Origin of the sequence: Mucilaginibacter arboris (assembly GCF_009754915.1) — a bacterium.
Taxonomy (GTDB): Bacteria; Bacteroidota; Bacteroidia; order Sphingobacteriales; family Sphingobacteriaceae; genus Mucilaginibacter_A; species Mucilaginibacter_A arboris.
On the sequence record NZ_WPIK01000010.1, the window covers coordinates 126,339 to 148,718 of the forward strand.

Genomic DNA, 22,380 nt, shown 5'->3' on the forward strand with positions numbered 1-22,380 from the left:
AATTATATATTCTACTCGGTTTGCTTTTTTATTGATTTTTAAAAATCCAATTGTATAACAGCATGATCAGTGTTTTATTAACGGAGGACCACAATGTGGTCCGTAACGGCATTAAATCTCTTTTAGAAAAAGAAAATGAGTTACAAGTGGTTGCCGAAGCTACTAATGGCAGGCAAGCATTAGACTTATTAGAGAATGGCTTAGACCCGGATATTATTTTAACCGATATTAATATGCCCCAGATGACTGGAATAGAATTGGCTGCCCAGGTTAAAAACAAATTTCCTAAAGTAAAGCTGCTCGTCCTTTCTATGCTCGATCATGAAAAATATGTTGTAGAAGCGTTTAAAGCCGGTGCGATTGGTTATATTTTAAAAAATGTTACCGCAACAGAACTAATTTATGCTTTGTTACATGTTTGCAGAAATAACGAAAGATATGTTTGTCATGAACTTTCTTTACGGATGCTTGATAAACTAATTAAGAAACAAGATGTTGTAATTCCGGATGAACTTGCAGATGTAGATATTTCTAAACGTGAAATAGAAGTATTAAGTTTAATTGCAGAAGGTTATACAAATTTGGAAATTGCCGATAAATTATATACAAGTAAACGTACGGTTGAAGGGCATCGACAGAATTTAATTGATAAAACCGGCAGCAGAAACACAGCTGCACTTATTCGTTATGCTATTTTAGGGGGCTTAATTAGTTAATCAGTTTAAGTTCTGTTTATTTTGATGTTTCTATCTAATTATTTTTCCAATCCGGCAAATTCTTTTTTTAATAATTGTGCCAGACTTGCAAGTTTGAAACAGATTATTTAATGTTAAAATTGTTACCGTTTTTCTGCTTGTACTTTTGTTTGATGCTTCTTTTATGGCATAAAAATATATTTGCCATCCATTCCTATTTCTTTAAAAAAAGCTTCAGCTAAAAAGATTAAACTCCTGAAAAGATGGGCGTGTGCCTGCTCTTTTTTTACATAGGTTTGGTTTATGTTTTTACAATGATGCTGGTCCGGGTATCCAAGTTTAAACATTTTTTGCTGCCTCAGCTTTAATCTTCTATTGGGTTTTATTTTTAAGTTAAAACAGGTATTAATTCATTAATGCTAAAGTATTTATACGTCTGGCGGTTAAAAATACTTTTAGCAGTTTTGTATCATTAACTGTTAAGAAAATGAAAGCGGGCCTAAAAAAAGTTTATCAGGCTTCTTAATTCCGAAACCACAACAATATTATTCATCACAACCTATCTGTATCGATCCAATAAAGTCTGTAGAAAAGAAACCCTTACCTCAAAATTTTCTAAGCCTTTTAAGTGTTTCTTAATAAAACAGGTTTAACAATAGAACTAAGTATATCAAATTAAAAAATATTTGAAATCAGTTTTAACCCTAATTTAAAAAGTAATGCTGAAAAAAGTATTAGTGCTGGACAATGATCCACGAATTTTAGAGGTGATGGAAGAAGTATTAAGGTATGAAGGTTTTGAGGTGAAAACTTTTGAAGGGACAGACGATATATTACCGCTTGTTAAACAACACAAGCCAGATCTTTTGATCATTGATTATATTTTAGATGGCGTAAATGGTGGCGAACATTGCCGCAGGGTTAAAAATTATCCGGTTACTTGCAAGCTTCCGGTTATTATTATTTCTGCTTATCCCAAAGTTTTTCAATCGCTGGGCCACTACGGCTGTAATGCATTTATTGCTAAACCATTTAATTTATCTGTTCTGATGGATAAAGTAAATGAATTGATTAGCAGTATTCCCAAAATGCGTATTAATACCCAACTAAACGGGTACTAATACTTAACCTAAGATTAATAATTACTTTTAATATTGAATTAGTTATAAGCAATATAATTTATCGAATACAAACCCTTACTTTCTGGTACGTTATGTTTACAAATTCAGGTATAAACAAGGTATTCCTTGTAGGCAATATAGGTAAAGAACCAAAATTGCATAATTTTACAGATCAGCCCGAAGTTTTATGTTTTCCTTTGGTAACAAAAGAGATCATCAAAAAGAATGGTGAAGATTTTGAATTGGTAGAGTGGCATAATATTAAAATACCTAAAGATGTTGCCGCTACAAATAGCCGGCAATTACAAAAAGGATATTTGCTTCATGTAGAAGGTAAAATACAAACCCGGAGCTTTTATGATGAACAGCAGATAAAAAAATATAAACTGGAAATTATTGTAACCAAGTTTCAGGTTTTAAGTGCTGTTCCTGAACCTGAAACTGTTTTGCAGAATATTTAAAATTGAAGCAAAAGGTTGATGTGAAAGATTGGTTTTTGCAATGTCCAACATTTTGTTAATGATGGGCCGGTAATCTTCTAATTGTCGTTTTATAAGCAAACTTTTATTTTCATCTGAAATTTTAACCGTAAATAAGTAAACTGATATTACAAGTTTCCTGCTTTTACTTATAATATCAACCTTAAAGTTTACGTTTTCTTTTTTGCTTTCGGAATGCTTTGTTTGTTAACTTCAACAGTTTTTATTGCTGAATTTGATTTAAAACTACCTTTAGAAAATCCCGACAATTAAAATTGTATCATTTATATAACATACCATGTTCTATAAATGTAAAGTTGTTACATTCCTATAATTGCTATACTTCTTTTATCGCATAAAAATTAGCGCCCAATTATCAGGTGATAAAAGAAGCATAGCCTAAATTAAGGCTTGTAATTATTTTACGGCAACAGCTCCGGCAGTTGCAACTTCATGGTCGTTTTCTACCGTATCTCCAGATACGCCAATGGCACCAATTATCTGGCCTGCCGCATTGTTAATTACTACACCTCCCGGAAAAGTAATTAGTCCGCTATTAGAATGTTCTATGTTGAACAGGGGTTTGCCGGGTTGTACCAAAGGGCTTAAAGCCGAAGTATTCATCATAAACCAGGCCGCTGTTTTTGCTTTCTTCTGCGCAATATCTACAGAACCGATCCAGGCGCCATCCATTCGTACAAATGCTACCAGGTTGCTGCCTGCATCTACTACGCAAATGTTCATTTTAGTTTTTAATTCTGCTGCTTTCTGTTTGGCGGCAACTATCGCTGCTTCTGCCTGGGCCAAGGTAATGTTCATGTTGGTTTTGTTATTGGTTTTTATCCAAATCCAACACCTGCTTTACACCTTTGTTTTTAATAAGAAAAACTTGCTTTTTTATAAACATGCATGTAAAAATGTATAAACAAACAATTTATTTCCTGTTCCTATTAATCCTTTTAAAAACACTAAAAGCAATTCTGCCCCTGTTTATTTCCAATACTTTATTTGCAATGCATTTATGACTTTTTACCAGATACAGTCGCTTCAACACTGATGCAGAATGCTTCTTTTATGCCGGTAAAATTTAGTCAGTAGGTTTATCTTGGATAAATTGGAAGGCTGAAGTAAAAGGTAGAGCCTTTACCAATTTCGCTTTCCACCCATATCTTTCCTGCATGGTGCTGGATAATTTCGGCAGAAAGGTACAAACCAATACCAAAACCGGATATGGTGCTTGTATGCGCGTTTTCTACACGGTAAAAACGTTCGAACAGTTTTTCCTTATCCTGCTGTTTAATACCCATACCTTCATCTTTTATACTTACCTGTGCCATACCATCAATTTGCTGGCAGGCAATTTCGATAAGCTTTCCTTTGGGCGAATATTTGATAGCATTGCTGATTAAATTATTGATCACCTGCCTGATCTTTTCAGCATCGGCATATAAGTTGATGGTTTCGCAAGCCATGAAAGAAATAGTATGGCTTTGGGTAGCGGAAGCCAATTCTTCAACCGTTTCCTTCAGCAGGTCATGGAGCAGGAAGTAAGTTTTATTGAGATGTATTTTTCCGGTTTCTAAGCGGGAGATGTCAAGAAAACCGTTAATCATCCCGGTCATCTTTTTTACCTGCTTGTTTACCTTGTTCAGCGCAGCTAAAGTAAAATCGTCTTCATTTTTTTTCGATTTGGCCATTAACATCTGCACATAGGCTTTTACTGTAGTAAGCGGTGTTTTAAGTTCGTGGCTAACCATCGCAATAAAATCGTTCTTGCGGATCTCGTTCAGTTTCTGCTCGGTAATGTCCAGGACCGTTCCGGTAAAACGGACGGGCTTATCCTGTCCATCAAAAGTGGCTTTGCCCATGGAGCGTATCCAACGGAGCTTTTGATCTTCTTTTCCGATCGTCCGAAATTGAATATCGTAATCGCCGTTGCTAACCGTTTTAATAAATACTTTATTGATAAAATCTTTTACCCGCCCGGTATCTTCAGGGTGGATGGCATTTAAAAAATCATCTTCAAAAGTAACGGCCTCCTGGTGGCTTATCCCGAAAAGGGCCCGGCAACGCTCATCCCATTCCAATGTGCCTTTTTCCAGGTCTCGGTCAAACGTACCTAAATCAGCCGCTATCATGGCCATCTGTAACTTATGCTGTTCTTTTTCGAGTTTGTTTTTAGCGTTTATCATTTCTGTTACCTCGAAAACAAAAACCAATATGCCATCTACCAAACCTTCTGCATTGTGCCTGGGCTGGTAAATAAAATTAAAGTAACGGTCTTCTATTGGCCCGCCTATATATCTTGCCAACGGTACATGTACCCCGTTCCCTTCAAAACTTTTGTCGTTATGATAAACATCCTGCAATATACCCCACACATTTTCTTTAATTTCTGGCAGGCCTTCTAAAATAGGCTTGCCTAACAGATTGCGGCCTGGTAAAAGTTCCTGATAAGAAGGATTAACCAACTCGAAAACCAGATCGGGCCCGTTAAGGATACAGATCCCGGCAGGGGCCTGCATAAAAAACCTTTTTAACCTGTCCCGCTGGCTTTCAGATTCTGCCTGCGCCATTTCCAAAGCCTGTTTAGCCCTGCTTAAATCGTTATAGGCTTTTATCTGTTTGGTGGTTTCTGTGCAAATTACCAGTACGCCGCCTGGTTTTCCGGTTTCGTTATTTACGCGGCTGTAATTAAAAGTCCAGTAAACATCTTCGAGTTTGTTGTTTCGGTAAATCGGTATCAATTGGTCTTCATGCCAAACAGCTTCTCCGCCAGCCATCACCTGGTCTATTAAAGGTTTGATAACAGGCCATATTTCCGGCCAGCATGCTGCTCCCTTTTGGCCTAAAGCTGTTGGATGTTTTCCGTCGTTTCCAAAACTGGGCCGGTAAGCATCGTTATAAAACTGGATCAATTCTGGGCCCCACCATAAAAACATCGGGAACTTAGAATTAAGGATAATGCTAACGGTAGTAAGCAGGCTTTGCGACCAGTTTTCCGGAGTACCAATTACGGTTGAAGACCAATCAAACCCACGGGTTAATTGCCCCATTTCGCCACCCCCTTCTAAATATGGATGGTAGGAGAGTTGCTGCTGGCTAACAGGTGGAGGCATATTGAATAGGGTTGTTTTTGGAATGCTAAAGATAAGCTTTAATCGTAAAATTGGTAAACCCGGGAGTATCAGTTTTGGTAATAGAACACCTGCTAATTATTAAAACCATTCTTTAGGCCAATTTCACAAATGAATATGTTTATACTGAAGTTGTTTAAACTTTTTTCTGGCCTTCTTTTTTTGGGCCGATGCTTCTTTTATCAGCTAAAAATCCTGGTCATTAAATTTTGATTTTTTAGGCTGATGCTTCTTTTATCACCTAAAAAATGTTAACCATTCACTAACAGACTTATAAGGTTTTCAAAACCTTATAGGTCAATTAGTGAATCTTGTCCCCTTTTTCTACTAAATTTAAACATTATTTAATAGTACAAGTTACGGACAGTCATAAAACATAAAGATCAAAAATTATGATGACCTTAAACCCTTACCTGGTTTTTAAAGATAATTGTGAAGAGGCATTCAATTTTTATAAAGTAATTTTTGGCGGCAATATTTTATTTATGGGGCGCTATAAAGATGTACCCCAGGGCGACAAACAATGGTTTCCGATGGCACAAGATGAAAAAATAATGCATGCCACCTTACAACTTAATGCAGAAACCCTTTTAATGGGTTGCGATAGTTTAGAAACACACGAACAGTCAAAAACGGTATTTTTGAACAACTTTTATCTTTACATCAGTACGGATAATGAGGAAGAAGCCTATCGCATATTTAATGGCCTGGCGGTAGGAGGAAAAATAATAATGCCGATAACCCAAACATTTTGGAGTACACATTATGGAATGCTTGCCGATAAATTCGGAATTTATTGGAAGATTACCTTTAACCCCAACAAGCAATAACAATGAAGCTAACGCAAAAAATTGGTTTTGTAAGTTAAAAGGATAACGCTATAAACCAGAATAATCGTTCATAACATTATTGCTATTCGTTTTATGCTGCTAAAAGAAGCATTCTATTTCAGGTTGCCTCTAAAGGTAATGTTGTTTTAAACCGGGCGCAAAAAAGGACAATGCTTCTTTTAGCAGGTAAATTAATACAAAGGTTAAATTCAGCAGCAATAAGGGGCCTGCCTTTCGTCTCCCCCAAATACAATTTGTAATAACAATTGGAACATTAAAAAGAAATGGCTGCATTTGCAAAGCTAAGCAGAACAATCTTTAACCCTGCTTCGGGCCGGCTTTAAAGTAGATACTAAACATACTGCCTTTGCCGGGCTCACTTTCTACGGTGATGTTGCCGCTTGCCGCATGGATGATCTTTTTTGCAAGGTACAGGCCAATACCGTAACCTTCCACGTCGCGGTGCAACCTGCCGTACATATCAAAAATCCGGTCGATGCCGTCGGAAGGGATCCCTATGCCGTTATCCTGTACCGTTAGCACTATTTCGCCGCTAATGGTAGCCGTACGGATATAGATTACCGGCGGTCCTTCGCTTTTAAACTTAATAGCATTGGAAACCAGGTTATACACAATGCTCCTTAAGTTCTTTTTCGAAAAAAGGATCTGCTTAACCTCAAAGTTTTTATGGATTACTGCGCCTGATGATTTAATCTTATTGTCCAGGCTCCATTCTATAGTGCCCATCATTTCTTCCAGGTCAACCATTTCCATGGCCAGCATTTCGCTTTCTATTTTGGCGATGGTAGCAATGTCTTTAATGAGCAGGCGAAATTTCTTGACCGAAGAATTAATGATCGCTAAAAATTTATTAAGCTGCTCATCCTGAACTTCCATTTTATGGATTACCGCCACACAACCTTCTATATTGCTTAAAGGCCCTAACAAATCGTGGGAAACGGTATGCACAAAATTATTCAGGTCGGCATTTACGCGCTGCAGGCCCTTGTTCTTTTTATCCAGCTCTACCTGTGTCCTTTTAAGTTCTGTAATGTCGTTAAAAGTCAGGATAGCGCCCTTAATGGCATTGTCGGGCTGCTGCAAATAAGGCATAGTTATTACCTGGTACCATTTACCGTCAATAGCTTCTATTTCTTTGGTAACCGTACAGTCTTCCTGCAGTACCTTTTTAATATCTTCTGTCAGCGTTTCAAACTTAATATTGGTGGTAATGTTACCGATCGGGCTGCCAATATCACTTTCAATCAGATTAATCAGTTTTACGGCACTTGGCGAAAACTTCATCAGCAGCATATCCTTGTTAATAAATAACTGGCCGTTAATGTTGCTCCTGAAATAATTATTCAAATCATCGTTCAGTTCCAGCAGCTCTTTGTTTTTTAACTGATAATCCAGATTGATGGTATGCAGTTTATCATTTACCGCTTGCATTTCCTCGTTAGAAAATTGCAGGTTCTCGTGAGAAGCGGCGGTTTTTTCCGCTGCTAAATGAAGCTTATGTTTCAGCTCCTTCAGTTCCGCTTCCAGGTGCAGTGTGTGCTGGTCCCTGTATATTTTTTCATCAAACACAAAATCTTCCTGCCCTTGTGGTGCTGCGGCTTTATCTTCAGCAAAGGTAACCATCAGCAATTGCTGCTCCTGGTTATTAATTGATAGCGGGCTTACAGATAGGTTTATCATTAAAACACCTTCGCCTTGTTTAATTTTAATACCGTTCGAGGCTGCCCTTTTCTGGGTTTGTAAAACAGTAGTGCGTAGCGTATTAAAAGCAATATCCAACGGTTTAGGTAAAAGTTTGGCCAGGTTATCATTAAAATTCTTTTGAAGGAAGTATTTAGTGGTATCGCCGTAAGTTTTTACAACCCGGCTATTTTTATCAATGCAAACAATCAGGTAACCCAATTCGCTCAAAAGTGCTGTGGTTACTACTTCATCTAACATACAGGTTTTATTAAAGGCTAAGAAAAAGGATGTATCTGAAAATATAAGAAGTAATTAAATGTACTATAATATTTAAAAATGAAGTGGTTTACAGGAAATCGGTGCAGCATATTACATTAGTCCAAATGGGTTGATGCTTCTTTTATCACCTAAAAAACAACAGGCCGATGTACTTGCACAACCTGAAAACCAGTAACAATAAAAATTTACCTGTATAAAAGAAGCATGGAAAATTAAAGGTAAAATAAACAAACTCCTTTTTAATAATAAATATTATTGGTGCAAAAAAATAAATATTGTTTCTATTTAGAATCAGTTTGTATTGCAGCAAAGCCCGGCTATGCCTTTTCTGGCTTCGCAGCAATACTTACCTTTGCCCCCGAAAAAAATAACTATGGCAGCAACAAAATTAACCATCAACAACAATGGTTCAGTAAAAATAGAAGGCGATTTCGAGATCGTGGATATGCAGGGCAACAATTACGGTTTGCAGGGGCGCACCATTGTTTCGGTTTGCCGCTGCGGTTTATCCGCTAATAAACCCTTTTGCGATGGCTCGCACAAAGGGCATTTTGAACACAATGCAATAGCGTTTGATTTACCGCCGCGGAAGGTGTAGTAATAATCGATGAACCGCCCGGTCCAAAAAGGTGGTTGCAGGGGCAATGCTTCAATCGCCCCTGCAATCGCCTTTATTTGATCTGCAATTGCAGGACACTAATGGAATAAGGCTCAAAAACCCTGCTGAACATTTTGCTCAGGCCTTTGATCTTCCGATTAACGGGTATAATCTTTTTCGGCTCCTCTATCGTGTTGGTATCCTCCGGTTTACTGCTTTTTAATACCGTCAGCGTTCCTTCTCCGGCTACTTTCCCGGCGCCTGCCAGGTCTATGGCAACAGTTTGCGCCTTGTCCGAAGCATTCACCACTTTCAGGTAAAGCACACCTGTTTGGGTATTTCTGGTAGCAACATAAAACAAAGAAGGGATAGGTTTAGGCATCCTTCCGGCTGTGCTGTCCTTTTTGTTCGGGCTGCGGGTTTGCGTGGGTATATTCTCACCGGTTACAGTAACTATTTTATCACCTAAATAAGTGCTGAACATCTTTTGCGCATAATAGGAGGGAGAACCATAACTGTTTAAGGCATTATAACCGATCAGGTCCGATTTCCATTGCATCCCGCCGGGGTTAACGTTTACAAACAGCGGCGCATAGCACGACATGATCACATGGTCTGAGTTGCGTTCCATGCCCGTCATCCAGGCGGCATCACCTAAAGCAGCGTTCATATTGGTAGTTGGAAAGCCTTCGCGCGTGGCCCATTCGCCTACAAATATTTTCGGGTCTTTGCGGTCGTAGTTATCGTAATGGCTGGCATCTTCTTCCATTTCCCATGCCGTGCGGTAATAATGCTCGTCGAACACATCCGGACGGCGGGTAGTAACTTTAAACCGGGAACCCAGGCCGTCTTTACCACCTACTGTAGAGATCAGTTGCAATTGCGGGTACTTAGCCCGGATGGCATCGCAGAACTGGGTATAACGGGCTTCGTAACTGCCCGAGCGGTCAAAGCCATCTTCATTGCCAATCTCAATATAAGTCAGTTTAAAAGGGGCAGGATGGCCGTCTTTGGCACGTTCTGCTCCCCATTTGGTATTTACATCGCCTGTTACATATTCAATTTCTTCCAAAGCTTCATCCACAAAAGGTTTTAAAAACGGCCCTGCCTCCATGTGGTCGCCTTTTAAGGTATAACCAGCATAAACAGCCAGCAAAGGCTCCATTTTCAGGTCTTCGCACCACTCCAAAAACTCTAATAAGCCTAAGCCGTCGGAAGAGCGGTAACCCCAGGGGCCCTGGTGGCCGGGCCGGTTTTCCAGTCCGCCTAAAGTGTTCTTCCAGGGGAAACGGGTAGCAAACAGATCGCCTTCCAGGTAATTGCCGCCGGGGAAACGCAGAAAAGCAGGTTTCATGCCGGCAAGCAAATCCATTATATCTGTCCGGTTGCCGTTTGCACGGTTATGGTATGTAGGCGGGAACAAGGAGACCAGGTTAAACCAGTAAGTGCCTTTTTTAGAAGTGGAAATAACCAGGCGGGCAGCAGCAGTGGGCTGGATACCGGCCTTGGTTTGCAAGGTTACCTCATACTTTTTCCAACCGTGGCCGCTTAACGTAACCGGCGCAGCAGCATAAGTAGCCGGGCCGGTAGTGCTTTCGATGCTTACCGTTAAAGGCGCAGCATTTTCCGTGGCGGCCCTTGCGTAAAAAGAAGCTTTATAAGTAGTTTGCGGTTTTACGGGGATGCCCCAGTAGCCCTCGTTGGCAATACCGGTGCTGCCGCTATCGTTCTCTACCTCAAGCCTTAAAGAAGTGGTAAGGGCAGGATTAAGCGGCGTGCTGTTATCCAGCTTAATGCTTCCTTTACCACCTGTTTTTTCTACCACTGTCCAATGTTCCGGCTCTCTCGGGTTATCCTTAAAAACACGGTTTCTTACCAGTTCTGCATACAGGCCGCCATCGTAGGAGTAATTGATCTCTTCGGTCATCAGCCCATATAGTTTCGGGCTTACGTTTGCAGTAGCTTTATTCAGGTTTACCGTTAATTTAGGGTTTTGTGCTTCTAAACCTTTAAACATAAAAAGGCAGCCGAATACAAGGGAGGGGAGCGTTAGTTTCTTCATGCGGGAAAGTAATTTCAGTTAGAATTGGCTAAATTGTCGTATTGACAATTATAAGGTTTCTGTCAAGGTAAAACAAATTATAATGACTTTTTGGTTCTTTTTGGTCAAGCAAAAAGAATGTATTGCAAGGAAGCCGGGGGTTTGCTTAAAAAATATATATTAAGCGGGTGAAAGCCCGATTGGATACAAATTATTAAGCTATAAAAGAAGCATTGCTTCATTTAGCAAACCTGCGGTTGCTGGCTTTATGTTCTTTTTGCTTGAACAAAAAGAACCAAAAATTCAAGAATGCCGGATCGCCTCCGGGCGGCATTCAGCCCCTCCCGCCCGGGTGTATACCTTGCAGTTCAACAACTTGATCAATACCGAAGCGCCAGGTTGTCGCCCGTCAGGTGTAATTGCAATTCAATAACTTAGTCATATCGAAGCAGCCGGTCGTCACCCTGGCGCGGAAAGGCCTGACAAAACGCCCGGAGGGATCGGGTTTGTCTTGACTTTTTGGTTCTTTTTGGTCAAGCAAAAAGAACGTATTGCAAGCAAGCCGCAGGTTTGCTTAAAAAATATATATTAAGCGGGCCTTCGCCCTTTTCTTACGTTCTTTTGCCTTGATGCAAAAGAACCAAAAGATCAAGCATTTCGGATCGCCTCCGGGCGGCATTCAGCCCCTCGCTCCTGGGTGGCTACCTTGCAAGTTCAATAAGTTAGTCAATACCAAAGCGCCAGTTCGTCGCCCTGGCGCGGAAAGGCCTGACAACCCCATCCCTCTGGGCATTTGTTCTGGCCTTTCTGCACTTGAGCGGATACCCGGTAGAGTTTGTATATTAAGCTGTACTAATTTTGATTATAAAACACTTGATAAAAACAGTAGCAATGGCTTTTGAAGCCCCCACTACTGTTTCACAAATGGCGATCATTGCACAATCCGCGACAGCACATCCGAATACGCCAACTGGTCTTTGCGGCCAATGGCACCAACGCGGGCATAAACACGGGTCCCGCTGGGCAGTCCGGTAAAGGTGTAGGAAACGGTAGTGGTAACCCAGGTAGTCCAGGTGGTGTTCTCGTCTGGCTGGGCCAGCGAATATTCGTGACTGTACATAATGGCCTGGGCAACACCTTTTACGGTCGATTTCAGTTCGCCGGTGTTTAAACCGTCGGCAAGTGTATAACCTGTTGGTGCAGCCATTGCCGGTACGCTGCTGCCGGTAGCGGCAAGGTCAAAACCGGTTCCGGCAAGTTTGGCCTGGTTGCCTAATGATAGCCCTTCCAGATTAATGGCCAGCATCCGCATGGCGCCAAGCAACGAATCCTTCTCCTGGTTTTTCATGGCGATAGCGGCACGGTCGCCGCTGGAAGCTGCAACCAGGTTTTGAGAATAGCTGTTTTTAACCGTTGTAAAATCATGCAGGGTAGGAACAGTGGCCGGAAAGTCGGTGTTGTTTGTCAGGCTGGCAATAATTTTTCCGCCTTTCAAATCGAGGTTAGAATCGGTTAGTTTCGAGTAATCTTTAATCAGGGTAACATTCTTTTTCATGTTATTTTTTTTATCGCCACAGAACCATTTCCGGGCTGCTGAAACGAAAATAGTGCTGCTTTTACAAAGCAAAAAACGTGTATTGCAGCATTTACCGGCTTTTACCCATCCTTTAAAAACATTACTGTTTTTTACCAGACTTTACCCGGAAACACCGTTTTTAGGTTTTCCTGTCTGTTTTTACCGTTTAGCCTTGTTTCCTGTAAAACCATGCGAAAATCCGTAGGGAAACAGGCTTTTTCCTTTAAGTAAAAGCCTGTTTCCTTAAAGTACTTTGGCATTTCCTTCAGGTGTTTTGACATTTCCTTTAAATACTTTGGCGTTTCCTTTAAGTATTCTGGCTTTTCCTACAGGTACTTTGGCATTTCCTTTAAGTATTCTGGCTTTTCCTTTAAGTACTTTATCATATCCTTAAAGGGTTCTGGCTTTTACCAGCAGGTTTCCGGCTATTCCTTTGGGTTTTTAGGCTTGTTTATTAAACCTTTGCTCACCAGTGCACCATAAAAGCATTTTTTCGTTGTGTCGGACATCTATGCACTTCCTGCTTTGGCTTCCGCAACTGTTTCTATAAGTTTTGTATGCTAAAAAAAGCATGAAAACAAGAAATGCCCTTCGGCAGGGCAGAAGGGCATTGGGTATAGGTAACAGGTTTACCCAAAACTACATGTTCAGGTGGAAATACAGTTGCTCACGGGTTAAATGGTACTCTTCGCAAAGCTGGTAAATGTGCAGCCGCTCCACGCCATATTTGCTGCAATAACGCGATAGCTCCAGTCGGCAGGTGGTTTCGCATTGCTGGGTAAGTATATGTAAATGTTGCCAGGTAACAAACAATAAAGGTGATTTCTTTACAGCAGGTTGCATAACGGTTAAGTTTAAGTGGGGTTAAAGGTTAAATATAATTAGGTGTATTATTCGTACTTCTTACGGGTAATCAGATAGTTAGGTTACGTGATAGTGAAGTATATCCCGGGTCAGATAAAATTAAATACGTTATTTATTAACATTAACTCATAAATCCATTTACGTTACTTATTTTTCCTTTTTATTTCTTTTGATTTTTAATGAAGCTAACCGATAACGAAATACGAGATATAACCAATTTATTAGAAGCCGGAAAACCTTTACCAAACCATTACCGATTTTTATTATTTGAAGACAACAAAGAAGTAGAACTAACCTGGAACGGCAAAACCAATGAAGTATGCAATATTGTACTGCCTTTTCAGACCATTGAACAGGTAGATGAGCCACGAAAGGAAAAAGTAGCCGGGGGAGAAAACTTTAGCCTGTTTGAGACCGATATGCGTGGCAGGCAATTAAAAGGCTGGACAAACAAACTGATTTGGGGCGATAACAAACTTATTTTAAGCAGTTTAAAAAATGGCCCGTTGCGCAAGGAAATTGAAGCACAAGGCGGTATAAAACTGATCTATATAGACCCTCCTTTTGATGTTGGCGCTGATTTTAGCATTGATATTGAAATTGGTGATAATGAATTTACCAAAGAACCTTCTGTTTTAGAAGAATTGGCTTATCGTGATACCTGGGGCAAAGGTGCGGATAGCTTTATTGCTATGATTTATGAACGTTTAAGTTTAATGCGGGATTTATTAGCTGCTGATGGGAGTATTTATGTTCATTGTGATTGGCGAGTTAATAGTTACATGCGTTTGATCCTAGATGAAATTTTTGGAAAAGAATATTATCGCAATGAAATTATTTGGTATTACAGAAGATGGACAGCAGCAAGTAGCACATTTCAAAAGATGCATGATAATATCCTATTTTATAGCAAGGGAAATGACATCAAAATTAATCCAATGTATGTAGAATCAACAGAGGGTCAAAAGATTAAACATGAAAAAGGATGGGATAGAAACTCTGTTATGATTGAAGGAAAAAGACAAGCTCAATTACTTGTATATAACCAAGAAAAAGTTAATACCGCTATAGAAAAAGGACAAATAAAACTAAATGATTACGCCAGAGTTGTAAATGTGAATGTAGGCGAAACCATTGCTCCTGATGTTTGGGAAATTAATTTTATAAATTCACAAGCTGTCGAAAGATTAGATTACCCAACTCAAAAACCTGAAAATTTATTATATAGAGTTATTGAATCATCTTCTAAAAAAGGTGATTTAATAGCTGATTTCTTTTGCGGTTCGGGTACAACTTTAGCTGTTGCCGAAAAACTTGGACGTAAATGGATGGGCAGTGATTTAGGCAAATTTGCTATTCATACCACTCGTAAACGTTTAATTGGTGTTCAACGCGAATTAAAAAATACAGGTAAAGACTACCGAGCTTTTGAAATTTTAAATTTAGGCAAATATGAACGCCAGCATTACGTAGGTATCAATCCAAACTTGCGTGATGCAGAAAAGCAACGACAATTAGCTGAAAAGGAAAAGCATTTTATTCAATTAATTCTACATGCTTATAAAGCAGAACCTGTTGCAAACTTTAATACTTTTCATGGTAAAAAGCAAAACCGTTTGGTTGCCATTGGCCCGGTTAACCTCCCGGTTACACGTTTATATGTAGAGGAAGTGATTAACGAATGCCGACAGAAATACATTACTAAAGCAGATATTTTAGCTTTTGAGTTCGAAATGGGTTTGTTTCCGCAAGTACAGGAAGAAGCTAAAAGCAAAGGCATTGACCTAATGCTAAAATATATTCCACGAGATGTATTTGATAAACGGGCAATAGACCGTAATCAGGTAGTTTTTCATGATGTTTCATTTATAGAAGTAAAACCAATTGTTCTGGAAAAAAAAGTAAGCATACAGCTTACAGATTTTTCTGTTTTCTACAATCAGGATTCTATTGCCCATGCAGAAGCAGCTTTAAAACCCGGAGGCAGCAAAATTGTAGTAGATGCCGGACAAATAGTAAAAGTTATTAAAGACAAAAATGGAATCACCCAACGCGAACAATTAACTAAAATCTGGACGGACTGGATTGATTACTGGAGCGTTGATTTTAACTTTGAAAATAAAAAAGAACTTATCCGCATCAATCGTACGCCTGCACCTCAAATACGTTTAGATGGCAGCATACCCCCAACTCAAATGTTAATGGATGAATACGAAGAAGTTTGGACAGGGGACTATGTTTTTGAAAATGAATGGCAAAGTTTTCGAACAAAAAAAGACCGCAAACTGGATTTAACTTCTGCTGCTTTTGAATATGGAAAACGTGGTAGATATAAGGTTGCAGTTAAGGTTGTGGATATTTTTGGAAATGATACGATGAAAGTAATAGAAATCTCAATTTAAAACTTATGGTAGATGAACTTGTAAAGCATTTAACGGATGTTGGTAATTTGCCATACCTTTTTGTCGGTTCCGGGTTTTCCAGACGTTACATCGGTATGGAAAATTGGCAAGACCTTTTAGAGAATGTTTGTAAACAAATTAATTTACCACGACCTTTTCCATATTACTTAACAGAATCAAATAAAGATTACCCGCTTCTGGGTAGGCTTATAAGTGATGCATTTTACGAAAGTTTTTATGAATTGGATTACAAAACTCAATATCCTTATATTTCTGACGAAATACTCAAATGGGGTAATAAGGATACTCCGTTAAAATATGTAATATCCAATTATATAGGTACAAAATCACTTTTGCCAAAACATTTAATAGATGAAATTGAAGAGTTAAAAAAAATAAAAGTCGCAGGAGTAATTACAACAAATTGGGATTGTTTTTTAGAAGAGATTTTTATTGATTTTAAAACATATATAGGACAAGAAATGATGTTTGCAGAAACATTAAATTTTGGGGAAATATTTAAAATTCACGGGTGTAGTTCCAAACCTGATTCTTTAGTGTTGACTAGTAGAGATTATGTTGACTACAATAATCGTAATGCATATTTAACAGCAAAATTGCTTACCATTTTTGTTGAACATCCCATTGTATTTTTGGGTTATTCATTAAGTGATCCTAACATTCTAAATATCATAAATTCAGTATTTCAATGCATACAAAAAGAGAATTATGATAAATTTAAAGATCGATTAATATTTGTTGAATATGACGATAGCATTATAGATCCAACATTTATGGATGGAACTCTACCTATAGGTAATGGTATTTTTCTGCCTATAAAACACATTAAAACAAAAGATTTTAGTGCCATTTATACTGCATTGCAAAAAATGGAACAGACAATACCAACAAAACTATTAGTCAGACTAAAGGATATGTTTTATGAGTTTGTAGTAAGCAACAAACCTGGTGATAAAATGTACATTGATGTTAACAACATCGACTATAGCAAGCTTGATAACATACAAGCAGCTTTTGGATTTGGCGTTGCCGATATTGTACATGATTATGGTTATCGAAGTATATCACCAAAAGATATATTGACAGATATTCTTTCTGATAGCAACTTGTATGTTGCAGACAAGTTACTTACTTCAACTTATTCTCAAATAATAGGGAATATAGAGTATTTTCCAATATATAAATACCTAAAAGCAACTGGTGTTACCTCGCTAAATGATTTAAAAACGCAATATCCATCTTTCTCTGACATTGTTTTAAGTAGGCTAAAAAAAATTAATTTCAACAAGTTAATGCCAGGGTCAGGATACGTAGCACACAAACCAAAAGTAAATCTATATAACGATCTGGATGATTTAATCAAGAACGAAGACATTTCACATGTTTTAATATATCTGCATTTACTTGATCATTCTAAAATTAACCTTATCACACTGCAAAGCTTTTTAAACGATAATTTTGATAAGTACTATAACAAGACAGATTTTCGAAAAGCTATTTGTTTATATGATATTCTAAAATACAGTTAATAGATGGCTCTGCATCCAAGTTTTCCAAAAGACCCTCACAAAATCCTTGATCCTAAACTGCGCTGGTTTCCCGCAGAAGAAACTCTGCGTGAGCAGCGTTACGATCATTTAATGCCGCCCTTAGTAGATAGTTTAAGAAAGAAAGTTAAAATATGGCGGGATGAAAACTATGCAGGCGCTACAGAAACTAGTATCGCATTATTAAACTGGTGGTTTAAAACAGAACATTTAATTCCAGGCTTTGATGGAATGGTAAATTGTTTTGAATATTACTTTGCCCAGCGGGAAGGCATAGAAACTATTATTTACTTGTATGATGTTGTAAAAGCGAAAGATAAATATGATTTGTTACGCTTTGATTCTCACGGTTCTGTTTCTGCTGGAATGTTTGATGAAACCTGGCAGCGGTATGTTGTGAAGATGGCTACAGGTAGCGGCAAAACCAAGTTGTTAAGTTTGGCATTGGCTTGGTCTTATTTTCACAAATTGTATGAACCTAACTCTACCTTAGCACGCAACTTTTTGGTTATTGCACCTAACATTATCGTGCTTGATCGTATCCGCAATGACTTTGATGGCTTAAAGATATTTTTTGAAGACCCGGTAATCCCCGATAATGGTTTTAATGGACAGAATTGGCAGGACGATTTCCAACTTTCTCTGCATATCCAAGACGAAATAAGAATTGTAAATAAAACAGGAAACATCTTTTTAACAAACATACACCGTGTTTATGAAAGCAACGATCAGGATGCTTCTTTTATTGATGAAGATACAACATCTTACTTTTTAGGGGCAAAACCGGTAACCAAAACAAATGAATCGCAAGTTGACTTGGGTAAAATTGTAAGAGAAATTGATGAAATTGCAATCTTAAACGATGAAGCACATCATGTGCACAATCCAAAGTTAGCCTGGTTTAAATCTATTCAGGATATACATAATCAACTGTTGCAAAAAGGTTCAAAGCTGTCCATTCAAATTGATGTAACGGCTACTCCAAGGCATAACAATGGTTCTATCTTTGTACAAACCATTGCAGACTATCCGCTGGTAGAAGCTATAGCCCAAGATGTTGTTAAACATCCGGTTTTGCCAGATTTGGCAAGTCGTGCCAAATTAAGTGAAAAGCAAAGTTCACGTTTTTCAGAACGTTATGAAGATTACCTGCATTTAGGTTATTTGGAATGGAAAAAAGCTTACGACGAACACATCAAGCTTAACAAGAAAGCTATTTTATTCATCATGACTGATGACACTAAAAACTGTGATGAAGTAGCAGAATTTTTAGAAAACGCATATCCTGAATTAAAAGGAGCAGTATTAACTATTCACACCAATAAAAGCGGCGAAATAACAGAAACGGTAACCAGCAAAAACAGAGACGAGTTAGAACTTTTACGAAAACAGGCAAATGAAATAGATAGCATCGAAAGTCCTTACAAAGCAATTGTTTCTGTTTTGATGCTAAAAGAAGGATGGGACGTTAAAAATGTAACTACTATTGTAGGGCTTCGCGCTTATAGTTCTAAAAGTAATATTTTGCCAGAACAAACTTTAGGTAGAGGATTACGCAGAATGTATCGCGGACAAGATGTAACAGAATATGTAAGCGTAATTGGAACAGATGCTTTTATGGATTTTGTTGAATCAATAAAAAGCGAAGGTGTTGAACTGGAACGTACCGGAATGGGTAACGGCACAAAACCAAAAGCACCGTTAGTTATTGAGGTAGATCAGGAAAATCCGCAAAAGGATATAGAAAAACTGGAAATCGAAATACCTATACTTACGCCGAGAATTTTTAGAGAATACAAAAACCTATCAGCATTAAATCCTGATACATTTTCTTTTCAAACTTTGCTTTATAAAAACTATACGGAAGCAGAGCAAAGAGAAATTATATTTAGAGATATAGCAGAAGATTATATAACCCATACGACTCAATTAGAATCCCGTTTTTCTATTGATCCACAAAATGTAATAGGCTTTTTTACAAGGGCAATTATGCGGGAACTTCGTTTAATTAGCGGATATGATGTTCTTTATGAAAAAGTTAAGTATTTTATACAAAATCTTCTTTTTGGACAATTAGTAATTGTTGATGATTTAAATACGGTTCGTAATCTTTCAGCAACAGCATCCACAAGAACTATTCTGGAAACCTTTTTTAAAGCAATTAACCAACTAACTATTCTGGATAAAGGAGAAGCAGAAATTAATGGTTTTATTAAAGTTGGAAAGTGCCGTCCTTTTGTTACTAATGATCAAAGTTATATACTTCCTAAAAAATCTGTTTTCAATAAGATAATTGGTGATAGCTATTTAGAATTGGAGTTTGCGGCTTACTTGGATAATTGTACCGATATAATATCTTTTGTAAAAAATTACTTTGGATTAGGCTTTAAAATAGATTACCAAAATGCTAACGGTGGAATTTCTAATTACTATCCAGACTTTATTGTAAAAGAAACTGAAAAACGAATTTGGATTATAGAAACTAAAGGCAACGCCGATTTAGACGTGCCTTTAAAAATACAAAGGTTAAAACAATGGTGCGAGGATATAAATATAGTTCAAGACCGAGTTAATTTTAATTGGTTATATGTTGAGGAAGAAAAGTATAGAGCTAAAAAGCTTTATTCGTTTAAGGAGCTGGTAGCGGGTTTTAAATGATACGATGATTTTCTACTTGGTCGGGATTTGTAATCCCGTCCTTTGGGCTTAGGATCTGTGATCCTGTTTTACAAACAAAGATGCTTTTTACCGATCAGGATCTGGATATTTCAACCCATTTAGAAGTTAAGGTTTGTGTTTAATGGTGGATAATAAAAGGATTGGAAATCCTTGGTTCAGAGGACGGGATTGCAAATCCCGACCAGTAAGACAACTCAATTAAACAGGTGTTTAAATAAACCACAATATATTATTGTTATCCTTTAAACTTGTCTTTTAAAAGCTGAACTGGATAGGGCAACGGTTTTCTAAACCGTCTGTCTCAGGGTACAATTAATTATAGAAAGGCAGGTATGTCTTTTTTCGGTAGAGCAACTCATTCGTAATGAGTAGGGCGGAGATTCTATTTCCGTTGTAAGCTCCTTTAATTTTGGTTTAAACTAAAAAGACGGTTAATTTAAAACATAAAAGTAATTTGTAATACCATGACCGTTTCGCAACTGATACAAAAACTACAGACACTCCCACAAGATGCCTTAGTAATAACAGAAGGCTATGAAGATGGCTATGATACCATTAAAAAAATTTCTTTAATATCAATTGAAGAAAACCCTAAAAAGGAATGGTATTTAGGTAATTATATAGATGGTGAAGGCGCTAAGGCAACGCAAGCCGTATTTCTAAATGCTGAAACGAAAGCAGGTTCTTATTAGTAGCGGCTTGCAGGTTTGCTAAAGAACACACCCCTCTCAAGAGGGGAAGTAGGACGGCCATCGTTCTGACGGCATATTATAATTTGAAAGAAGATCCCTCCCTGCGGTTCGGGATGACAGTGCGGCACACCAAAAACAACCGGTAAAAGAAGCATTCAACAGTAAAGCTTAACCGAAAGAAAGGGAAATTGCAAGGTAGCCACGCAGGAGCGAGGGGCTGAATGCCGCCCGGAGGCGATCCGGCATTCTTGATTTTTTGGTTCTTTTGTATCAAGACAAAAGAACGTAACAGCAGCAACCGTAGGTTTGCTTAATGAAGCGATGCTTCTTTTATAGCTTAATTATTTGTATCCAATCGGGCTTTCGCCCGCTTAATATATATTTTTTAAGCAAACCTTCGCTTGCTTGCAATACGTTCTTTTTGCTTGACCAAAAAGAACCAAAAAGTCAAGACAAACCCGAACCCTCCGGGCGTTTTGTCAGGCCTTTCCGCGCCAGGGCGACGACCGGCTGCTTCGGTATTGATCAAGTATATTGAACTTGCAAGGTAGCCACCCAGGAGCGAGGGGCTGAATGCCGCCCGGAGGCGATCCGGCATTCTTGAATTTTTGGTTCTTTTTGTTCAAGCAAAAAGAACATAAAGCCAGCAACCGTAAGGTTTGCTAAAAAAAATCGTACTTCTTTTATAACATAAATTATTGTATTCAATCGGGCTTTCGCCCTCTACTGTTCGGGATTTGTAATCCCGTCCTTTGGGCTTAGGATCTATGATCCTGTTTAACAAACAAAGATGCTTTTAACCAGTCAGGATTTGGATATTTCAACCCATTTAGAAGTTAAGGTTTGTGTTTAATGATGGATAATAAAAGGATTGGAAATCCTTAGTTCAGAGGACGGGATTGCAAATCCCGACCAGTAAGAAACCGATAATCTTCGATGAAAGTAAAAAAGTTAACATTTTGTGGAATAATTCTTTTGCAGGATTCAATCCAATAATCTTATATTTAGATGTTCTGCTTTTCATCAACTAATTCCTTATGTTATGGATGCTAACCCTTACCTAAACCAAAAATTTATCGAATTCCCGTTAAGTAAATTCAAACTGACCTTGATATTACTGGGCGCACTATGCTTTGTAGGAACAGGGATCTGGTTAGTTAGCAAAGCCTTGAAAGCGGTTCCTACATTCCCCATCAACCGGATGTTTTTATTAATGATAGGCTTTGCTTCGATCCTGTTCTTTGGCATCTGCACCGTAGCTATACTACTTAAGCTGTTTCAAAAGATCCCGGGGATCATTATTGATGCGAATGGCATTACGGACCACTCCAGCGGGATTTCTTCAGGGTTGATTAAATGGGACGACATTACCCATATAGATATAGTAGAAGTAAGCCGGCAGAAACTGATCATGCTTTATGTGGTTAACCCCGACGAGTACATCCAACGGCATAGTAATTTCTTAAAGCGGAAGGCTTCCTTATTTAACTACCAGCGCTATGGCACGCCCCTGGGCATCACCACCAATGATTTAAAATGTACGACGCAAAAACTGCATGATGTATTAAAAAGTAACTGGGAACAGCATCATAGCCTGGTTTTCGATGCCGTGTAAGAGGATTAATGAATTGCCGCTGTTTTTATCAAGATGATAGTGCAGGGGAAAGGCTATTGCCCGGTGGAAGTGATAAATGCAGCCCGGAAGCGATCCTGCT

17 protein-coding genes are annotated in these 22,380 nt (G+C 38.4%); 10 read left to right on the plus strand and 7 right to left on the minus strand.

Translation table 11 applies throughout. From position 1 onward, the window contains the following. Positions 1 to 62 precede the first annotated feature (62 nt). Positions 63 to 716 carry a response regulator gene (locus GO621_RS12570; RefSeq protein ID WP_157567526.1) on the plus strand — a complete coding sequence of 218 codons (654 nt, stop codon included), beginning with the start codon at positions 63 to 65 and terminating at the stop codon, positions 714 to 716. 161 nt (positions 717 to 877) lie between these two features. Here GO621_RS12570 and GO621_RS12575 read toward each other — a convergent pair whose 3' ends face one another. After that, positions 878 to 1,042 (minus strand): hypothetical protein, encoded by a 165-nt coding sequence (locus tag GO621_RS12575; RefSeq protein ID WP_157567527.1) that lies wholly within the window; start codon positions 1,040 to 1,042, stop codon positions 878 to 880. Between the two features lie 372 nt (positions 1,043 to 1,414). Here GO621_RS12575 and GO621_RS12580 point away from each other — a divergent pair, with 372 nt between their 5' ends. Together GO621_RS12580 and GO621_RS12585 are read left to right on the plus strand one after the other, a co-directional pair. Further along, positions 1,415 to 1,816 carry a response regulator gene (locus tag GO621_RS12580; protein ID WP_157567529.1) on the plus strand — a complete coding sequence of 134 codons (402 nt, stop codon included), beginning with the start codon at positions 1,415 to 1,417 and terminating at the stop codon, positions 1,814 to 1,816. A 92-nt stretch (positions 1,817 to 1,908) separates the two neighbouring features. After that, on the plus strand, positions 1,909 to 2,277 hold the full coding sequence (locus GO621_RS12585; protein ID WP_157567531.1) for a single-stranded DNA-binding protein: 369 nt from the start codon (positions 1,909 to 1,911) through the stop codon (positions 2,275 to 2,277). Positions 2,278 to 2,712: 435 nt separating this feature from the next. On the opposite strand, the gene GO621_RS12590 is transcribed toward GO621_RS12585, so the two are convergent. Together GO621_RS12590 and GO621_RS12595 are read right to left on the minus strand one after the other, a co-directional pair. Continuing rightward, a complete protein-coding gene (locus GO621_RS12590) occupies positions 2,713 to 3,114 on the minus strand; it encodes a GlcG/HbpS family heme-binding protein (RefSeq protein ID WP_157567533.1) in 402 nt (133 codons plus the stop codon). Between the two features lie 281 nt (positions 3,115 to 3,395). Continuing rightward, on the minus strand, positions 3,396 to 5,414 hold the full coding sequence (locus GO621_RS12595) for an ATP-binding protein (protein ID WP_157567535.1): 2,019 nt from the start codon (positions 5,412 to 5,414) through the stop codon (positions 3,396 to 3,398). Between the two features lie 410 nt (positions 5,415 to 5,824). On the opposite strand from GO621_RS12595, the gene GO621_RS12600 reads away from it, so the two are divergent. Continuing rightward, entirely contained in the window at positions 5,825 to 6,262 is a 438-nt protein-coding gene (locus GO621_RS12600; RefSeq protein ID WP_157567537.1) for a VOC family protein, read from the plus strand. A 318-nt stretch (positions 6,263 to 6,580) separates the two neighbouring features. On the opposite strand, the gene GO621_RS12605 is transcribed toward GO621_RS12600, so the two are convergent. After that, positions 6,581 to 8,224, minus strand: coding sequence for an ATP-binding protein (locus GO621_RS12605; protein WP_157567539.1), 1,644 nt, complete (start codon positions 8,222 to 8,224; stop codon positions 6,581 to 6,583). Positions 8,225 to 8,618: 394 nt separating this feature from the next. On the opposite strand from GO621_RS12605, the gene GO621_RS12610 reads away from it, so the two are divergent. Next, positions 8,619 to 8,843 carry a CDGSH iron-sulfur domain-containing protein gene (locus GO621_RS12610; protein ID WP_157567541.1) on the plus strand — a complete coding sequence of 75 codons (225 nt, stop codon included), beginning with the start codon at positions 8,619 to 8,621 and terminating at the stop codon, positions 8,841 to 8,843. Between the two features lie 73 nt (positions 8,844 to 8,916). Here the strand turns inward: GO621_RS12610 and GO621_RS12615 are convergent, their stop codons facing one another. The 3 genes from GO621_RS12615 to GO621_RS12625 all read right to left on the minus strand — a co-directional run bounded on the left by GO621_RS12615 (position 8,917) and on the right by GO621_RS12625 (position 13,303). Continuing rightward, positions 8,917 to 10,905 (minus strand): alpha-L-arabinofuranosidase C-terminal domain-containing protein, encoded by a 1,989-nt coding sequence (locus GO621_RS12615; protein ID WP_157567542.1) that lies wholly within the window; start codon positions 10,903 to 10,905, stop codon positions 8,917 to 8,919. A 910-nt stretch (positions 10,906 to 11,815) separates the two neighbouring features. Continuing rightward, the gene (locus GO621_RS12620) at positions 11,816 to 12,439 is read right to left on the minus strand and encodes a hypothetical protein (RefSeq protein ID WP_157567544.1); all 624 of its coding nucleotides are present in this window, start codon (positions 12,437 to 12,439) and stop codon (positions 11,816 to 11,818) included. Between the two features lie 660 nt (positions 12,440 to 13,099). Next, on the minus strand, positions 13,100 to 13,303 hold the full coding sequence (locus GO621_RS12625) for a hypothetical protein (RefSeq protein WP_157567546.1): 204 nt from the start codon (positions 13,301 to 13,303) through the stop codon (positions 13,100 to 13,102). A gap of 200 nt (positions 13,304 to 13,503) precedes the next feature. Here GO621_RS12625 and GO621_RS19230 point away from each other — a divergent pair, with 200 nt between their 5' ends. The 5 genes from GO621_RS19230 to GO621_RS12650 all read left to right on the plus strand — a co-directional run bounded on the left by GO621_RS19230 (position 13,504) and on the right by GO621_RS12650 (position 22,280). Continuing rightward, the gene (locus GO621_RS19230; protein WP_157567548.1) at positions 13,504 to 15,726 is read left to right on the plus strand and encodes a site-specific DNA-methyltransferase; all 2,223 of its coding nucleotides are present in this window, start codon (positions 13,504 to 13,506) and stop codon (positions 15,724 to 15,726) included. Positions 15,727 to 15,731: 5 nt separating this feature from the next. Beyond that, entirely contained in the window at positions 15,732 to 17,276 is a 1,545-nt protein-coding gene (locus GO621_RS12635; RefSeq protein WP_157567550.1) for an SIR2 family protein, read from the plus strand. Between the two features lie 3 nt (positions 17,277 to 17,279). Beyond that, positions 17,280 to 19,952 carry a DEAD/DEAH box helicase family protein gene (locus GO621_RS12640; RefSeq protein WP_157567552.1) on the plus strand — a complete coding sequence of 891 codons (2,673 nt, stop codon included), beginning with the start codon at positions 17,280 to 17,282 and terminating at the stop codon, positions 19,950 to 19,952. A 485-nt stretch (positions 19,953 to 20,437) separates the two neighbouring features. Continuing rightward, positions 20,438 to 20,665 (plus strand): hypothetical protein, encoded by a 228-nt coding sequence (locus GO621_RS12645; protein ID WP_157567560.1) that lies wholly within the window; start codon positions 20,438 to 20,440, stop codon positions 20,663 to 20,665. A gap of 1,042 nt (positions 20,666 to 21,707) precedes the next feature. Continuing rightward, on the plus strand, positions 21,708 to 22,280 hold the full coding sequence (locus GO621_RS12650; protein WP_157567561.1) for an STM3941 family protein: 573 nt from the start codon (positions 21,708 to 21,710) through the stop codon (positions 22,278 to 22,280). Positions 22,281 to 22,380 lie beyond the last annotated feature (100 nt).

What these genes read in the sequence shown, in the direction of transcription:
- GO621_RS12635 (WP_157567550.1), top strand. Translation starts at nt 15,732, where the DNA reads ATGGTAGATGAACTTGTAAAGCATTTAACGGATGTTGGTAATTTGCCA.
- GO621_RS12620 (WP_157567544.1), bottom strand. Translation starts at nt 12,439, where the DNA reads ATGAAAAAGAATGTTACCCTGATTAAAGATTACTCGAAACTAACCGAT.
- GO621_RS12585 (WP_157567531.1), top strand. Translation starts at nt 1,909, where the DNA reads ATGTTTACAAATTCAGGTATAAACAAGGTATTCCTTGTAGGCAATATA.
- GO621_RS12605 (WP_157567539.1), bottom strand. Translation starts at nt 8,224, where the DNA reads ATGTTAGATGAAGTAGTAACCACAGCACTTTTGAGCGAATTGGGTTAC.
- GO621_RS12595 (WP_157567535.1), bottom strand. Translation starts at nt 5,414, where the DNA reads ATGCCTCCACCTGTTAGCCAGCAGCAACTCTCCTACCATCCATATTTA.
- GO621_RS12610 (WP_157567541.1), top strand. Translation starts at nt 8,619, where the DNA reads ATGGCAGCAACAAAATTAACCATCAACAACAATGGTTCAGTAAAAATA.
- GO621_RS12570 (WP_157567526.1), top strand. Translation starts at nt 63, where the DNA reads ATGATCAGTGTTTTATTAACGGAGGACCACAATGTGGTCCGTAACGGC.
- GO621_RS12650 (WP_157567561.1), top strand. Translation starts at nt 21,708, where the DNA reads ATGGATGCTAACCCTTACCTAAACCAAAAATTTATCGAATTCCCGTTA.
- GO621_RS12590 (WP_157567533.1), bottom strand. Translation starts at nt 3,114, where the DNA reads ATGAACATTACCTTGGCCCAGGCAGAAGCAGCGATAGTTGCCGCCAAA.
- GO621_RS12600 (WP_157567537.1), top strand. Translation starts at nt 5,825, where the DNA reads ATGATGACCTTAAACCCTTACCTGGTTTTTAAAGATAATTGTGAAGAG.
- GO621_RS12625 (WP_157567546.1), bottom strand. Translation starts at nt 13,303, where the DNA reads ATGCAACCTGCTGTAAAGAAATCACCTTTATTGTTTGTTACCTGGCAA.
- GO621_RS19230 (WP_157567548.1), top strand. Translation starts at nt 13,504, where the DNA reads ATGAAGCTAACCGATAACGAAATACGAGATATAACCAATTTATTAGAA.
- GO621_RS12575 (WP_157567527.1), bottom strand. Translation starts at nt 1,042, where the DNA reads ATGTTTAAACTTGGATACCCGGACCAGCATCATTGTAAAAACATAAAC.
- GO621_RS12615 (WP_157567542.1), bottom strand. Translation starts at nt 10,905, where the DNA reads ATGAAGAAACTAACGCTCCCCTCCCTTGTATTCGGCTGCCTTTTTATG.
- GO621_RS12645 (WP_157567560.1), top strand. Translation starts at nt 20,438, where the DNA reads ATGACCGTTTCGCAACTGATACAAAAACTACAGACACTCCCACAAGAT.
- GO621_RS12640 (WP_157567552.1), top strand. Translation starts at nt 17,280, where the DNA reads ATGGCTCTGCATCCAAGTTTTCCAAAAGACCCTCACAAAATCCTTGAT.
- GO621_RS12580 (WP_157567529.1), top strand. Translation starts at nt 1,415, where the DNA reads ATGCTGAAAAAAGTATTAGTGCTGGACAATGATCCACGAATTTTAGAG.